We start from the raw sequence: 14,198 nt of genomic DNA on the forward strand, positions 1-14,198 counted from the left end.
CATCCGTGAGCATTTGTCGGGGCATGGCAGGCTCGCCGTTTGTTGGTGTCGGAACCTCTATTCTGTGAGCTTGCCCCTATCCTGCCAAATCTTCCTGCCACCAAACATCAACAGACCCTAGACCAAGCCCTTTCCCCTCCCAGGGCTATCGCAGTTGGCAGATGGGTGCTCGAATCTATTGTTCAGACTATTGCCAAGCACTTGATGTCTGGTATGAAGCCAAGACCTTAGAAAGCGATTATTTCTAACTGCGATAGCCCTGTTTCCCCTCCTAACCCTCGGGAAAGGGTCTTAATGGGGCGATGTGAGCCATTTATCGACCACTAACGACCCCCTCAAAAAAACTCAAGATAAGCCGCGTAATCTTGAATTACCGGCAAAATAGAAACGAAGGCTTCCGTCCTTTGAAAAATTTTTAGCTGACAGATTGTTGTCTTCGCACGGTAATAAAAAAAACTTACCTTGGAGGCCTGGGGTGGCGAGCAAGGACACGCTCGATGAGGCCAGGAGGCCGGCCCTCACCTCTTTTCATCTCCCTCCGATACCTTCAATTTCTCTTTTATTGCCTGGTTGTTCAAATCCTCCACCGTTGGAGAATGAACATGACTGATCAATTGATTCGTGTTGACCTCGCTGATGGGTCTTCCTGGTACTTTTCATCGGCTACCACCGCGAAGGAAAGGACCGACTTAGTTCTTTCGCATGTTTACGACACGCTCGGAAGCATTAGACAGAGATCCGATGACGGCCAACATCCGCCCAACGACCGACGGCATGAGCTGCTTCAAACGCTTACCCCTGAGATAGACTTTGCTATCGGTCTGCTGGCAGGCGCACCCTGATTCCGTTCCCTTCTTAGACTGGCATCCCGGCCTAGTTCTCGCAGGCCGTCTATGCACCTCTTAATCGTTTTATTGCGGCGTGTCATGCATTGCCGAGGTGTTTTGGTCTTTCTTTGTTGGTGGGAATTTCTACTTCCGGAAGCGGGCCTCAAATCTCGCTGCCAAATCTGCAAAACTATCAGGTGGTTTTGCGGGTTTAGTCACGGGAGGCTTTTCATCAACCTGGGCTGGCCCAGGCAACCGCAGTAGCGCTGTTTCTAGTCGTTCCAGCCGATCGTTCATGGCCTCCAGCCCTCCAGCTGTTCTGACTGATGCCGGTTAATCGCAACCAATTCAGCAACCAGAAAGTGAGTCAGAGGCGTGTCACCCTGAGGACTGTCGCGTGTCTTTTCCGTGTCACTAGCGGCCGCTTCCCCCGTGGGTTCTCCATAACAGCGAATCAGCTCTGACAGATCGATAACACGGTGGCCATCGCCTCTCACGCTGCATGACAAGCGGCCTGCGCTAATATGGCGGTAAAGCGTTTTACGCTGTTTTCCGTACAGCTTTGCCGCTTCAGTTATGGTTAGTTGCATGGCGTGTCACCGCGTAGTCCTAGCGTGTCATCCCTTCGCGTGTCACTTGGCTCCTGTCGTCAGTGGAGGCCGTCAGGACGCATGGGTTAACTGGTGGAACTGAATCCCCGTCGCCTTGATGACGGCGGTCACCGTGCGCAGCTTGGGGTTGCCGCCAGGACTCAAGGCCCGATACAGGCTTTCACGCGAAACGTTGGCACGCTTCGCAACAACGGCCATGCCTCCCTGGGAAGCCACTACATGGCGCAACGCCACCAAGAAAGCCGCTTCTCCGCCGTCTTCATCCAGTTCATCAAAGGCAGTGCGCAGGTACTCGGCCGCCATGCCTGGGTCGCTGCGCAGCATTTCAATTACTGCGTCATCGTGGCTTCTCATTTATCCGTTCTCCTGCGGTGGTCAGCCAGAAAGGCTTTGGCCTGGGCAACATCGGCTTGCTGACGTTTTTTGCTGCCCCCGATAAGCAACATGACCAGGCGCTCACCTACCTTGGCGTAATACACGCGATAACCGGGACCATAATCAATCCGAAGTTCAAACACTCCCTCGCCAACCGTCTTGGCGTCCCCCGGATTGCCCACGGCCAATCGGTTGAGTCGGGTCAGTACGCGCATGGCGGCACGTTGATCCTTGGCCTTGGTCCGATCTAGCCAGGCTTGGAAGGGGTCATACCCATCGGCGGTCAGGTAGTGGGTAAGCTCTATCATGAAGGCATTGTAGCCTACGAGCTACATGGGGAGGCAAATGAGGATGAGCGATAATAACCACCTTTTCCCCCGCTGGCTGGTCCTTTACCCCCGGAGGGGGTCGGTTTCTTGAGCGAAGCGAAAGGAACCGGGGGGCGAATAAGGCAGTCGCCCGCTTTCAGCGGGCGGCTTGCCGCCCTGAATATCCTGAATATCCTGTAAATCCTGCTAAATCGGTAAAATATCGGGCCGTTGTGCCACGCTATCGGGCCGTTGTGCCACGCTATCGGGCCGTTGTGCCACGCTATCGGGCCGCTGTGCCACGCTTTATCCGATTTTGTGTATCAATTTCTATGCCCAAACCTGCTAACCGCTCTGTATCTTCTTTCAAGCGGCGTCGCCCATCACGCATAGTCTGGCTACTTGCATTTTCGCCAGTGACAGCACGGATCAGTGTATCCATGTGCCAACCACCTGCTGGTTCGTGCTTATGGGTCAGTACGTGGCGGGCCACTGCTTGACTAATGCCATGCTTCAACCGGGCAATGGGAGCAGGTTGGTAGTACAGCGATAAGTCATGTTCTAGAAGCATCACCAAGGCCACACCCAGCCGAACACGCCATAGATGGCGTTCGCCTCTTGTCAGTGGGTCATAGCGTGTTTTGGGTGATGGAATGACGTGATCAATAAGCCCACCGATAATGCTATCGCCGGTTTCTTCCATTTCTGGTGTGACAATTTCGATCGCAGCGGCTCGTAAATCAATCAGTAGTTTTTTAATGCGATCATGGCTGTACTGGTGATCACTGAGAGTGCGGCGTAGCTTTGCAGGATCGACCAATAATTCGATCCCCCCATCTGATATGTCACGTCGTTTCTCTGCGACATACAGCATCGACTCCACTATATCCGCGTGTCGTTGTCCGAGGCGACCTGTCACTCGGCAACGTCCAAAGTTCGTTTGCATCCAGTCACCACTGCGATTTCGCGGCCTCTGACTTGGCTGATAAATCAGTACACGAGCCTGCAATACAGTAGTAGTGGGAGCCACTTTATTACCAGTTGTCGTCTTCATTGGAGTCCCCCACTTCGGCCTTTTTCACTTTTTTTGTGATTTTGGCATTGCTGGAACCACCAATGGAGCGTAAATCGATGGGCATCAAGACACCGCCTGCACGACGCTCAAGCCATCTATCCGGCTGGGGCGTGTCGTAATTTTGCTTTGAGATACCAAAGCGCAGGTAGCGACCAGCGTTTTCAGCACCAATAGGCTTAGCGTCATACCGACGATCACTGAACTGCTCAGCCTCTTTTTCCGTCATTTTTGTAATAAATCCACACCAACGCGCGTTGTCGATCAGTGCCGAGGCACCCCGACCAGCTTGTTGCTGGTCGCCAACTCCATCACGAACACTGGATTTAGAAACGTGGTGAAGATAGAGAATGCTGGCTCCAGTTTGAGCTCCGATGTACTCGAACTGACTGACCAACCTAGCCATGTCACCGTTGCTGTTCTCGTCGAGCGTATGCACTCGGCTAAGAGTATCGAATACGATTAATCGAGCGCCGGCGCAACGGTCAATAATTGCTTGGGCATGAAGTGGATTCATCACATCCAACCGCCGTCCCAATACTGGCTCAACAAACAGCATATCCGCCACCGCTTGTCGCGCTTCGGCGCTGAGGTGAGCACCGAAGGAATGTAGGCGCCGGATGATTGCGGGTTCTGGGTCTTCGGCGGCAAAATACACGACTGGGCCACGCTTAGCCCCGAATTGCATGAGGTCACCACCTTCACCTGCAGCAGCCACACTGATAGCTGCTGCTAGGGCATAAAACGACTTACCGGTGGCACCAGGTGCAACCAGAGCCCCTACTGTGCCGGACAAGAACCCAGGCCAGATAAAATCTAGCTCTGGGGGTTCCTGTTCAAACGCTGCTAAAATATCGATAGCCATTCCGACTCCTTCTTAGTCGTTTGGTTAGGTAGTGAGAGAGGTGGCAGCCTCTCTGTACCGTTGGCTTATTACCTAGAAGCCCGGCCCCCTACAGTGTTGTCGCACCTGGGGGCCACCCTTCCAGTTTACCTAGTCTCTTTCCCCTTTCGGGAAGAAACCTGCATTTTCTGTATCTTCTCTTTAGTTTTTCATTCCTGTCTTAAAAGACGATATTGGAAATAATTCCGTTACCATGTTTTATTGATATCAATAATACGAAGTTTATAGCATATTTTATTTCAATAAAACATGAAAGCATGTATTATTGAAAACATGATATCAAAGGATAGCTATGATCGTCTTAGTGGGTAGCGAGAAAGGGGGGGTCGGCAAAAGCACTATTGCTGCTCATGCCGCCGTGAGGCTGGCGATGACCAACAAGCCAACAATTTTGGTGGATGCTGACCCGCAGAGCACATCTTGGTCTTGGGCTGAAGCTCGCAAACGACATCAGCCAGAAGCAGCCAAGGTGGATAGCCAGCAGATGACTGGCGATATTCGCCCTGGTATTGAGTCATTAGCAGCATCATACGGCCACATCGTCATCGACTGTGGTGGAGCAGATTCTGTCGCGTTGCGCAGCGGAATGATGATCGCCCACCGACTGATTATCCCTTCAAAGGTTGCGCGCCGCGACCTTGAAACACTCCGTCACGTTTCGACCTTAGTACTGACTGCCAACGAAAAAAGAGAAGCTAGTGAGCAAAGCCCGTTATTAGCACGGGTGGTCTTCAACATGACTAGAGCGTTGCCTAATTTTTGGTCACGAATTGATGCGGCTAGAGCCACAGTGGAATCAATGGGATTAGGTGTCAGCAAATACCCCATCGTTGACCGTGTAAGCTACGACGACAGCCAATACCAAGGTGGGACGGTGTTCGATGGCAACCATGACCCCAAAGCCTTTGAAGAAATGGAGCGGGTTCTGAAATCCCTCCTGCGAAAGGAACAACCGGAGTAAAACGATGGCAAAATTTGATCTGAACGATGACTTTGTAAAAGGCGCAGAAAATCGCGCTAAATCCAATAAATCAAAGCCTAGCGACAATTTGGTCATGCTCAATGCCCGAGTGCCCAAGCGGTTGCGTGATCGCGTGAAGCTCGCTGCAGTGACATATGACAGGTCTAACGCTTCCATCATCGAGGAAGCCTTAGAGGAGTGGCTCAAAAAGGCGGAAAAGCGAAATGAGCGTCGCGTCACAGCATTTGAAGATGATGGGCTCTAAGCTCTGAGTTACATATCTTTTATGTCCGCTGGATCTTTGGCTATCTGGTCGACATCAAAAAGAGGTGCGTCATGAGCCTGATTAAGCGACTCCTACGACGTCACAACTGGCTCTACATCAACCCCACCGAGCGCTGGTGCTACGATTGCCAGCAGCGGGAAGTCAGGGTGGACGGCACATGGCGCCTCGATCAGCTCGGCAAGTGCCACCGCTGGGTGGCCCCGATGCCTGACAAGCGACTATGCACCGACTGTGACCGGCTCGAGCAGCACCATCGTCCTGACCGCTACACTGATAAGTGGGAGTGCCTCCGCGAGGGTGACCCGCGCCGCCGCTGGCATCACCCGTGTGCGCCTTTTCTGCGCCTCGTGAGAAAGCCCGATGATGGATTCTGGGTGATCACTATGGGGGTGGTGATTGAGCTCTACGTGATTCTGACCGGCGGCGAGGTCGTGGCTCGGGAGCGAGGATGGAAACGTCACGACTAACGGATGTCGAGTAGCTATTCATTGTTGGCTCTTACATCAAGCCACACCAGGACAGTACAGAAACCCCAGTTTTGATTAACAATAACAGGCCCTAGGGAAACGCTGCACAAATCCCACCGCAGCTGCCTTGTAAAGCATGACGGTTGGAACGCAAGCCGTATTCGAAGACGAGGCGTACCATAAGAGTATCCCGCTATTCTCAAAGAGTGTATTAACCCAACCGGTTGGGTTTATGCTAGACTAATCCTATGCCAACTATTATTCGCTTCGATGGACTGAGAGCCGTCATCTACCCCAACGACCATCGACCGGCACATGTACACGTCATTGGCAAAGGCGGCGAGGCGGTGTTTATCTTGAACTGTCCAAGTGGACCGCCCAAGCTACGTGAAAGCTACCGTTTCAATTCACCAGAGCTCAACCGTATCGCATCAACACTGTCAGAAGAGCTGTCGACGTTGTGTGCTAAATGGAGGGAAATTCATGACTATTACTGATGATGCCATCCAACAAGCAGAAGCTCGCATGGCAACCAAACGCGATCATGCTTATGCCATTGATGCACGCTACAACCGCGGCACCAAACGAGTGATTGTGCGCCTTCATTCAGGGCTGGAACTTGCAATCCCTACGTACCTTATTGAAGGCCTAACTGCAGCCACTCCAGACGCTCTAGCCGAGATTGAAGTATCTCCTTCTGGACTTGGCCTACACTGGCCACAACTTGATGTAGATCTTTACGTGCCCGCCCTCTTGGAAGGCCAGTTTGGCTCTAAACAGTGGATGGCTCGCCAGCTTGGCGCTACAGGAGGACGAAGCCGGAGTCAGGCCAAATGCAATGCAGCTAAAGCGAATGGCCTCAAAGGCGGAAGGCCACGAAAAATGCAAGCATAAGCACTGCTACAGGGCCGGCATAGCTCAGAAAAAAGTGACCTGGCTAACCCACCCTTGAGGCATTGTAGATACCGAAAACTGACCGCATGCTGTTTCACATACCAGGAGCTTTAAACCCTCCTGGGGTTTTCTGGCTGACTGATTTATCTCGCTTCAATGCTGTAGAGTCGGGATTTTCCTCAGGGCTTCCTTCCTTCGGTCGCGAAGCCTCCATTCTGAGCATATGCGCTTCAGTAGCAGCGAACTGCTTTGCTGCTGCGCGTTCATCGGCAGCATCCTGCCTGCGAGCCTGATTAGCTTCCCGCAGCTTCCCAATATCTTTGTACTGATTTGGCGGATGCCAAAGCCTCACCCTTGGGTTAATAAGAGCCACAGCGTCACGTTGTGCCGCATGCTCTGCATCTGTACGCGGCTGATTGGCGGGTTTTGGCTCGTTGTCGCACGCGATGATCACGCGAGGCGCATCTCGTAATAACTGTTGAACTGCCGAATTTTCGATAAACGATCTGACGCCACTGCCACCGCTGACGATGATCTGTGGTATTTTTCTGCCCTTGGCTCTTGCTTCGGCATGCAGGGCGATGGCGTCAACGCCGCCTTCCACGATCCAAACCCGCGCGCCCTGGTCACCTGGAAGAATCGGCGGAAAGCTCTTATCAGAGCCTTTGAGATCCCGTTTCTGAACAGTTTCTGCTTTGTTGATTGCCCTGCGTGTGACGTTCCGGACTCGCCCTTCTTCGTCATAACCGGTAAACAGCAACCGCCCATCTGGGTCATACCGAAGCATTTGCGACTGTTCGGCATAGCCGATGCTGTCGTCATCAATCAGCCGCCTATCGCGCAGATATGCACGCCCCGCTTCTGCTCCTGCGTGAGTGCCTAAGACAATGCTGGGGTACTTCTGCGGCCGCGGAGTTTGCCGCTGCTGACGGGTTACAGGAGCAGTTGAGCCAGTGCCACCCAGGAGCCGGTATACCGCTTCGACAAAGGGCAAGTCGGGCTCCAGTTCACGAGCAAGAGCGATAGAGTCCCCGCCATCGTTGCCATATAGATCGCACCAGAGCGTGCGGCCATCAATTTTGCGGGTCAGCCGGTAGTGTTCGTCGCCGCGCTCATCACGGACGCTGCCGTGTCGACCTTCCCATTTAACACGAAAGCCATGTGATTCCAGATAGGGCGTAGGGTCTACTGTTCGCGCCGTTCGTAAATCTCCTTCAGCAACTCTGTTTCCTGCGCTGTCGCGTTCTCCAGCAGCCGCCGCATCTGCTCTTGTCCTTGAGGCACTGGCCCGCTTAAATCGATGATTCCAGTCACTACCAGCACCACTACTAGCGACGCTCCGATGATCGCGCTGCTGAATGCTAGCACCGGCACCTCCCACCAACGAGGACGCATGTCCTGAATTGCCTGGACCTGCTCCTGGAGCTCGTTGACTGCTGCCGGCAGGGTAGCCGCCGCCGTAGCGGTCGCCTCCAAGCTCGCCGTGCTGCTCTCTAGCTGTTGGGCTGTCTCGTTGATCGTCGTCACTAATTGCCGCGTCGATTTCTCGAAGCTCGCTGTCGCCTGCTTCGTTAATTCGCTCGACATCGTATCGAGCGTGGTCCGCTGTACTTGTGCCAAGCGCTCGATCTTGTCCAGACTCAGCCCCTCCAACGGAGCCAGTGCCTCGCTCACTTGCTGGGCTATTGCTGGGGGTAGCTGCTCGATCTCCCGCTGACTCTCCTGGATTTGCTGTTGCAGTGCCCGAATCTGCTTTATCAGCTGACTGGGCGCGGAAGCGCTGGAGCCCATCGCTATCTCGGTCTTGCTCATAGACTACCCCTCTTTCCTGGAGTTTTTTCCAGCCATAAGCTTTCCCCAGCTGGGACGATTTGAAATGCACACCTTCGTATTCGAAAGAGAACCCGTTAAGACGGCCAGTGCTGGCGATGTTCGCCCGCACGCCGATGCCAGCAAACTCCAGCCCTTCGGCAAACTCCAGGGCGCTAACAGGCTCACCGTCCAGCAGCCCATCAATAGCGTGCTGAATGACTGAACGCGGCGCTGGCTCACCCGTGCGTGCTGATTTGTTAATCTCGTTTGCATTAGGTTTCCGGCGCTCGGCACGGCCAGATCCAAAGCCTGGCGTCAGGCGTAAACCAAAGTTTTTTTCTAGCTGTTGTGTGGCTTCAATCGCTTTCCGAGCTTCCCATTGTCCGTGCCAAAGCTTTGCATCCAAATCAATGCGGGAAAGCAATATATGAACGTGGTCATAATCCGTGTCTTGGTGCCGAATTACGGTAAAAGGCGTTCTTTCGGAGAAACCCATTTTATTTAGAAAAGCTCTGGAAACATCGTTCCAACCTTCTGCTTCAAGTCTTTCACCGGCAGGAAGTGACAATGAAGCATGCCATACGGGTTTTTTAACATCAGGGCGTAAAGCCCTGGTAACTCCAAACTCTTTAGACAATTCCCAACTTGTCCGGCCTGCCATGTTGCCGCCGACAACCTCCGTATTTTTATCACCAGCTGCCTTTGGCCCCTCATCAAATAGATAAGAAAGGGCACCGCGAAAACCACTCCCTCGACTAACTTTCGCTTTCATACCCCTCCCCCACTTCAATAAGAATCTGACGAAAAAAAGAAAGCATATTACTAATTTCTTCTATATCAACATCAACCTCAACGCCCTTTTTGTTTAGCTGGTGAGCAATCTGGTTAAGGTTGCTCGCAGCTTTAGATAGCTCAAACCACGCACTCTTATTAAGTTCAGGAATTGTTGGTGGCAAAGCTTGAAAAGCGGCAAGTCGAAGATACTCACCACGGCGTAAACCGACACTTATCGAAAGGCGATCAAGCTCGTGCAGTTCAGCTTTATTAAAGCGCGTCGATACTGTGTGGGTGCGCTTCTGCTCGTGCGGTAGCGCAGGAGCGCCGCCTTTCCATCCAGCCACTTTCCCACCTGTTATTGTTCCATCATTAGGCTTAGAAACGTCGTCCTTACCGCCACTGTCAGCGGCGGCATGAGGCTCGTTAGAGCCTCTTCCAATCTGGCAAGCGGAGCGCTGACCAGGCCGAGCGTCAGCGAGGGGTGAAACAAGCGAAGCGCAGTTTACACCTTGCTCTGAGTTCTCCATGCTCCGTGCCATTCGTTATCCCCCCTGCCGTTGCTGAATGCCCCCCGCCCCACCATCGCTACGCTCGGCAGTGCGACCCCCTGCGGGGGTATTTATGCTCGCGGGGGAAGGGGCTGGGGTAGGACCACCATGCTTGCCTTGTTCGTTCATCGCGGCGTCAACAATCCACCTCACGACCTGCGAGCGCGTCACGTTTTCGCCTGTCGAGACACGCTCCTGACGAGCCACTGCATCAATCATTTCGATCTGCGACTGCTCTAGTGAGACGCTGATTGTGCGTTTTGTTTTTTCGACCATAGTTATCTCCTGTTTGCCTTATACCATAATACCAGATTTACTTAGTGATTTTGTTATCGCCATCGCTGAAAAAATCTGGTTGCTCCTCATTAGTCCTATCTCCAGCCCTTCCGCTATTCGATCGCTGAGCTTTATCAATTTCTTCAAATAGCATTTTTTCGGCATCATCGACTTTAGTTTCTAGCTTAGCGATTGCCCTATCTTTATCTTTAAGCCGAGTTTCGTAACTTTCCTTTTGTTCCACTAAATTTTTATCATGCGCTTTTTTTAGTAATGAAATTTCTTCTTTGTATTCTTTTTTGAGTGTAGAGAGTTCAGAACGCAAGATAGTAATGGTTGATTCACGCTCACTCGCCTGGGCCTGGGATGTTGCCAGCGCCTTTTCCAAATCAAGATTTTTATCAACTAAATGGCTTACTTTTGAGTTAAGGGTATCGACTTCCTTTTGAATGGTAGTCTCACGCTTTTCAGCCGCCTTGCGTGCTTCAACAGCATCATCTAGCCGAGACTCCAAACCAGAAATTTTCTCTTTGTGTTGGGCAGTTTCAGCGGCGTGCGATTGTGCCAATTCATGCGCCTGATTTTTCTCAGCAGTCACCGCCGCCACAGCATCCTTCAGCTGGCGTCCGATACCTGCGATCTGCTCATCACGCACCAATGCCTCAGTTTCTAAGGTTTCAACCGCCTCAGCTGCCTCTTTCACTTGGGCAGCGGCCTGCTCCTGGGCTTCGTGAAGCGCTTCACGTTCTGCGGATAGGCGACGTTCAGCCTCGCCGATAGCTGCTTGCCACGTCGCAGCTTTTAACTGTTCGATACGCTCATCCACAATACCTGGTACCTGTATCTCAGCCAGCGCGTGCTCCTCCGTCTGCCGCTCCCTCCATGACTGCATGGCCTCGGAAATCGTCGTGAATGAGCCACCGCCAAGTTCACGGCGAACGCGGGCGAGCGTCGGTTTTTCACCAGAGTCAGCGATTCGATCAGCTGCCGCGTGAATTGTTTGGGTGTCCAATGACATTGAATTTCCATCCAGTAATATATGTTGTATGTAGTATCATACAATTTAATACAACATACAACAAAAAATACTACTGATACAAAAGAGGCAATAAAAATCACTGAAAAAGCTATACGAAGGCAGATTGCATTGGCACAGCCCAGCTGTTGCCACGATGATAGGGCAGCCATACGTTAGGAACATAACAGGATAGAAACAGGGACTTAGAATGCCGTTAAGCTGGAATGATATTCGATCGAACGCTCTGAAATTCTCACGTGAGTGGGCAGGCGAGACCAACGAGAGGGCCGAAGCAAGCACCTTCTGGAATGAGTTCTTCGAAGTTTTCGGAGTACCCCGCCGCCGGGTCGGCACCTTCGAGAAGCACGTCAAGAAAATCGGAGGGAAGGCAGGGTTTATCGACCTATTCTGGCCTAAGGTGCTGATCGCCGAGCACAAATCCTTGGGCAAGGATCTGGAACGCGCCTTCGATCAAGCCATCGACTACTTCCCTGGCCTTAGCGATGCTGAGTTACCTCGTTATGTGGTGGTGTCCGATTTCGCCCGTTTTCGGGTGCATGACCTGGAAACCGGTGATGACACGGAAGTTGCTCTGGAGGACCTTCACGAAAACGTTCACGTGTTCAACTTCATCGCGGGCTATCAGGTACGGATATTCCGTGAACAAGACCCAGTCAACATCAAGGCAGCAGACAAACTGGCTCGGTTGCACGATCGGCTGCTGGAAATCGGCTACGGTGGGCATGACCTGGAAGTGTACTTGGTCCGCCTGTTGTTCTGCCTGTTCGCCGAGGACACCGGAATATTCATGCCACGCGGAATGTTCCACGACTTCATTGAGCAGCGCACCAGTATTGATGGTTCCGACCTAGCAGCACGGCTCAATGAACTGTTCGATGTGCTGAACACACCAGAAGAAAAGCGCCTCAAGGTACGAGACGAACAACTTAACGACTTCCCGTACATTAACGGCGGGCTATTTGCTGAGCGTCTTGCCACCGCTGCCTTCGACCGTGAGCTACGCCAGTTACTGATCGACTGCTGTGACCTGGATTGGGGTCAGGTATCGCCCGCCATTTTCGGGAGCCTGTTCCAAGGCATCATGGATGCCGATATGCGTCGTAACCTCGGCGCACACTACACCTCCGAACAGAACATCATGAAAGTCATCGGGCCGTTGTTCCTGGATGATCTCAAGGAAGAGCTGGCTAAGTGCGGTAAGTCCAGGACCAAACTCGAAACCTTCCACAACAAGCTGGCAAGTCTGCATTTCTTTGACCCCGCCTGTGGCTGTGGCAACTTCCTCGTCATCACCTACCGAGAAATCCGCCTTTTGGAACTGGAGATCATTCGCCGCCTCCACCGCAAGCAAATCCAGGAACTGGAACTGCTCGATGTCATCGAGCAGTACGTTAAGGTCAACGTCGATCAATTCCACGGCATCGAGATCGAAGAGTGGCCCTCCCAGATCGCGAGGGTGGCCATGTGGCTCATTGACCACCAAATGAACGAATTAGTCGGCAAGGAGCTAGGCAACACCTTCGTGCGTATTCCCTTGGTCAAATCGGCCAACATCGTCCAGGGAAATGCCTTAAAGATACCTTGGGAGGACGTCTTACCATCTGAAAAGTGTAGTTTTATTTTCGGCAATCCACCCTTCTTGGGTCATCACTATCAGAGTACCGAGCAGAGAGCTGACCATGCCCGAAACATGGCCGAGGCTGGCCTGGCAGGGGCTGGAGTTATCGACTTCGTGGCCAACTGGCATGTTCGTTCGGTGCCCTATCTACAACAGAATCCTCGCATCCGTGCCGCCTTCGTATCTACCAATTCAATCACCCAAGGCGAGCAGGCAGGCATTCTCTGGTCGTTGCTACTGGAACATGGGGTTCGTATCAACTTTGCTCACAGAACCTTCCAGTGGTCGAGCGAAGCCCGTGGCGCCGCAGCGGTGCACTGCGTGATTGTCGGCTATGCACTACATGACATACCCAAGAAACTCATTTTCGAGTATGACACGCCACGCAGTGACCCCCACGCCATTACAGCGACCAATATCAACCCATACTTAGCAGATGGCCCGGATGTGCTGGCTCGTAACCGACGTACACCGATCAGTGATGTGCCGCCAATGCGCTGGGGTAACAAACCCACCGATGGGGGACACCTGATCCTATCTCCCGAGGAAAAAGAAGCTCTACTAAAAACCGAGCCTGATGCAGGTCCCTATGTTCGCCGCTTTATGGGAGGAGGGGATTTCATCAACAACCGCGAGCGCTACTGCCTTTGGCTCAAAGACATAACCCCACAAGATCTACGCGCATCCAAGCAGATACGTGAACGGGTTGAAGCAGTACGTGAATTCCGGCAAAACAGTAAGGCCCCCACGACTAGAAAGTTCTCCGATTACCCTACCCTGTTTCGGCAAATCTCTCAGCCAGACACAAGCTACCTGGCTATTCCCGAGGTTTCATCCGAGCGCCGTGAGTACATTCCAGTCGCTTTCTTCGGTCCTGAAGTGATCTGTAGCAACACGGTTCAATTCGTCCCAGACGCTACGCCTTACCACTTTGGCATGCTCTGTTCCAACATGCACATGGCCTGGGTAAGAACGGTTTGTGGCCGTTTAGAAAGCCGCTATCGCTACTCAAACAGCATCGTTTACAACAATTTCCCTTGGCCTGAAGCCAGCGAGGCTCAGCGGAAAAAGGTAGAAGCGACAGGCCAAGCCATCCTTGAGGCTCGCGACAATCACCCAGACGCTACTTTGGCGGACCTCTACGACCCTCTTAGTATGCCAGTGGATCTTCGAAAGGCCCACGAAGCTAATGACAAAGCCGTCGATGCAGCTTACGGGCGACGCAAGTTCAAGGCGGAAGCCGAGCGGGTGGGTTACCTGTTTGAGATCTATCAGGAACGTGTCAAAGAAACAGAATAGTTTCTAGGGCCTGTTGACCTTTCACATGGGTAGCCATAAAAAACCGCAGGCCAAGGCCACCATGCTTTCGTAGTTTCGTTTGAGTTTGTCATACCGCATCGCTATCGCGCGATACGGCTTCAAT

The 14,198-nt window shown here is 52.6% G+C and carries 16 protein-coding genes and 1 pseudogene; 7 read left to right on the forward strand and 10 right to left on the reverse strand.

The genetic code is table 11. The annotated features are described in order from the left end of the window. The first annotated feature begins 602 nt into the window (after positions 1-602). The gene (locus DU506_RS19235; protein WP_147273785.1) at positions 603-842 is read left to right on the forward strand and encodes a hypothetical protein; all 240 of its coding nucleotides are present in this window, start codon (positions 603-605) and stop codon (positions 840-842) included. A 278-nt stretch (positions 843-1,120) separates the two neighbouring features. On the opposite strand, the gene DU506_RS19240 is transcribed toward DU506_RS19235, so the two are convergent. From DU506_RS19240 to DU506_RS19260, 5 genes are all read right to left on the reverse strand, one after another. After that, on the reverse strand, positions 1,121-1,417 hold the full coding sequence (locus DU506_RS19240; RefSeq protein ID WP_114488485.1) for a helix-turn-helix domain-containing protein: 297 nt from the start codon (positions 1,415-1,417) through the stop codon (positions 1,121-1,123). 72 nt (positions 1,418-1,489) lie between these two features. Then, positions 1,490-1,792 carry an addiction module antidote protein gene (locus DU506_RS19245; RefSeq protein WP_114488486.1) on the reverse strand — a complete coding sequence of 101 codons (303 nt, stop codon included), beginning with the start codon at positions 1,790-1,792 and terminating at the stop codon, positions 1,490-1,492. Then, entirely contained in the window at positions 1,789-2,121 is a 333-nt protein-coding gene (locus tag DU506_RS19250; RefSeq protein WP_114488487.1) for a type II toxin-antitoxin system RelE/ParE family toxin, read from the reverse strand. The genes DU506_RS19245 and DU506_RS19250 overlap by 4 nt, the downstream gene beginning before the upstream one ends. A gap of 283 nt (positions 2,122-2,404) precedes the next feature. After that, positions 2,405-3,175: an ABC transporter ATPase gene (locus DU506_RS19255; RefSeq protein ID WP_114488488.1), complete on the reverse strand. Its 771-nt coding sequence runs from the start codon at positions 3,173-3,175 to the stop codon at positions 2,405-2,407. Continuing rightward, positions 3,156-4,058 (reverse strand): helicase RepA family protein, encoded by a 903-nt coding sequence (locus tag DU506_RS19260; protein ID WP_114488489.1) that lies wholly within the window; start codon positions 4,056-4,058, stop codon positions 3,156-3,158. The genes DU506_RS19255 and DU506_RS19260 overlap by 20 nt, the downstream gene beginning before the upstream one ends. A gap of 331 nt (positions 4,059-4,389) precedes the next feature. Between DU506_RS19260 and DU506_RS19265 the strand changes: the two genes are divergently transcribed. The 5 genes from DU506_RS19265 (at position 4,390) to DU506_RS19285 (ending at position 6,705) form a co-directional block, all read left to right on the forward strand. Further along, on the forward strand, positions 4,390-5,058 hold the full coding sequence (locus tag DU506_RS19265) for an AAA family ATPase (RefSeq protein WP_114488490.1): 669 nt from the start codon (positions 4,390-4,392) through the stop codon (positions 5,056-5,058). Between the two features lie 4 nt (positions 5,059-5,062). Then, on the forward strand, positions 5,063-5,323 hold the full coding sequence (locus DU506_RS19270; RefSeq protein ID WP_114488491.1) for a ribbon-helix-helix domain-containing protein: 261 nt from the start codon (positions 5,063-5,065) through the stop codon (positions 5,321-5,323). Positions 5,324-5,394: 71 nt separating this feature from the next. Then, entirely contained in the window at positions 5,395-5,811 is a 417-nt protein-coding gene (locus DU506_RS19275; protein WP_114488492.1) for a hypothetical protein, read from the forward strand. A 248-nt stretch (positions 5,812-6,059) separates the two neighbouring features. Then, positions 6,060-6,308 (forward strand): DUF4160 domain-containing protein, encoded by a 249-nt coding sequence (locus tag DU506_RS22890; RefSeq protein WP_114488493.1) that lies wholly within the window; start codon positions 6,060-6,062, stop codon positions 6,306-6,308. Next, positions 6,295-6,705 carry a DUF2442 domain-containing protein gene (locus DU506_RS19285; protein ID WP_114488494.1) on the forward strand — a complete coding sequence of 137 codons (411 nt, stop codon included), beginning with the start codon at positions 6,295-6,297 and terminating at the stop codon, positions 6,703-6,705. The genes DU506_RS22890 and DU506_RS19285 overlap by 14 nt, the downstream gene beginning before the upstream one ends. 94 nt (positions 6,706-6,799) lie before the next feature. On the opposite strand, the gene DU506_RS19290 is transcribed toward DU506_RS19285, so the two are convergent. From DU506_RS19290 to DU506_RS19305, 4 genes are read right to left on the reverse strand one after another with little or no spacing between them, the layout of a single operon-like run. Continuing rightward, entirely contained in the window at positions 6,800-9,289 is a 2,490-nt protein-coding gene (locus tag DU506_RS19290; RefSeq protein WP_114488495.1) for a relaxase/mobilization nuclease domain-containing protein, read from the reverse strand. Further along, a complete protein-coding gene (locus DU506_RS19295) occupies positions 9,273-9,821 on the reverse strand; it encodes a plasmid mobilization protein (protein ID WP_114488499.1) in 549 nt (182 codons plus the stop codon). The genes DU506_RS19290 and DU506_RS19295 overlap by 17 nt, the downstream gene beginning before the upstream one ends. A gap of 15 nt (positions 9,822-9,836) precedes the next feature. Continuing rightward, positions 9,837-10,118, reverse strand: coding sequence for a ribbon-helix-helix domain-containing protein (locus tag DU506_RS19300; RefSeq protein WP_114488496.1), 282 nt, complete (start codon positions 10,116-10,118; stop codon positions 9,837-9,839). Between the two features lie 37 nt (positions 10,119-10,155). Continuing rightward, positions 10,156-11,136 carry a DNA-binding protein gene (locus DU506_RS19305; RefSeq protein WP_114488497.1) on the reverse strand — a complete coding sequence of 327 codons (981 nt, stop codon included), beginning with the start codon at positions 11,134-11,136 and terminating at the stop codon, positions 10,156-10,158. A gap of 208 nt (positions 11,137-11,344) precedes the next feature. On the opposite strand from DU506_RS19305, the gene DU506_RS19310 reads away from it, so the two are divergent. Further along, entirely contained in the window at positions 11,345-14,074 is a 2,730-nt protein-coding gene (locus DU506_RS19310; protein ID WP_114488498.1) for a class I SAM-dependent DNA methyltransferase, read from the forward strand. 21 nt (positions 14,075-14,095) lie between these two features. Here the strand turns inward: DU506_RS19310 and DU506_RS19315 are convergent. Then, positions 14,096-14,198 (reverse strand): annotated as a pseudogene (locus tag DU506_RS19315) (IS5/IS1182 family transposase); the annotation flags it as partial.

This window comes from Vreelandella rituensis (genome assembly GCF_003336665.1).
GTDB lineage: Bacteria > Pseudomonadota > Gammaproteobacteria > Pseudomonadales > Halomonadaceae > Vreelandella > Vreelandella rituensis.

What these genes read in the sequence shown, in the direction of transcription:
- DU506_RS19295 (WP_114488499.1), bottom strand. Translation starts at nt 9,821, where the DNA reads ATGGAGAACTCAGAGCAAGGTGTAAACTGCGCTTCGCTTGTTTCACCC.
- DU506_RS19245 (WP_114488486.1), bottom strand. Translation starts at nt 1,792, where the DNA reads ATGAGAAGCCACGATGACGCAGTAATTGAAATGCTGCGCAGCGACCCA.
- DU506_RS19260 (WP_114488489.1), bottom strand. Translation starts at nt 4,058, where the DNA reads ATGGCTATCGATATTTTAGCAGCGTTTGAACAGGAACCCCCAGAGCTA.
- DU506_RS19265 (WP_114488490.1), top strand. Translation starts at nt 4,390, where the DNA reads ATGATCGTCTTAGTGGGTAGCGAGAAAGGGGGGGTCGGCAAAAGCACT.
- DU506_RS19285 (WP_114488494.1), top strand. Translation starts at nt 6,295, where the DNA reads ATGACTATTACTGATGATGCCATCCAACAAGCAGAAGCTCGCATGGCA.
- DU506_RS19275 (WP_114488492.1), top strand. Translation starts at nt 5,395, where the DNA reads ATGAGCCTGATTAAGCGACTCCTACGACGTCACAACTGGCTCTACATC.
- DU506_RS19255 (WP_114488488.1), bottom strand. Translation starts at nt 3,175, where the DNA reads ATGAAGACGACAACTGGTAATAAAGTGGCTCCCACTACTACTGTATTG.
- DU506_RS19250 (WP_114488487.1), bottom strand. Translation starts at nt 2,121, where the DNA reads ATGATAGAGCTTACCCACTACCTGACCGCCGATGGGTATGACCCCTTC.
- DU506_RS19235 (WP_147273785.1), top strand. Translation starts at nt 603, where the DNA reads ATGACTGATCAATTGATTCGTGTTGACCTCGCTGATGGGTCTTCCTGG.
- DU506_RS19300 (WP_114488496.1), bottom strand. Translation starts at nt 10,118, where the DNA reads ATGGTCGAAAAAACAAAACGCACAATCAGCGTCTCACTAGAGCAGTCG.
- DU506_RS19310 (WP_114488498.1), top strand. Translation starts at nt 11,345, where the DNA reads ATGCCGTTAAGCTGGAATGATATTCGATCGAACGCTCTGAAATTCTCA.
- DU506_RS22890 (WP_114488493.1), top strand. Translation starts at nt 6,060, where the DNA reads ATGCCAACTATTATTCGCTTCGATGGACTGAGAGCCGTCATCTACCCC.
- DU506_RS19240 (WP_114488485.1), bottom strand. Translation starts at nt 1,417, where the DNA reads ATGCAACTAACCATAACTGAAGCGGCAAAGCTGTACGGAAAACAGCGT.
- DU506_RS19270 (WP_114488491.1), top strand. Translation starts at nt 5,063, where the DNA reads ATGGCAAAATTTGATCTGAACGATGACTTTGTAAAAGGCGCAGAAAAT.
- DU506_RS19290 (WP_114488495.1), bottom strand. Translation starts at nt 9,289, where the DNA reads ATGAAAGCGAAAGTTAGTCGAGGGAGTGGTTTTCGCGGTGCCCTTTCT.
- DU506_RS19305 (WP_114488497.1), bottom strand. Translation starts at nt 11,136, where the DNA reads ATGTCATTGGACACCCAAACAATTCACGCGGCAGCTGATCGAATCGCT.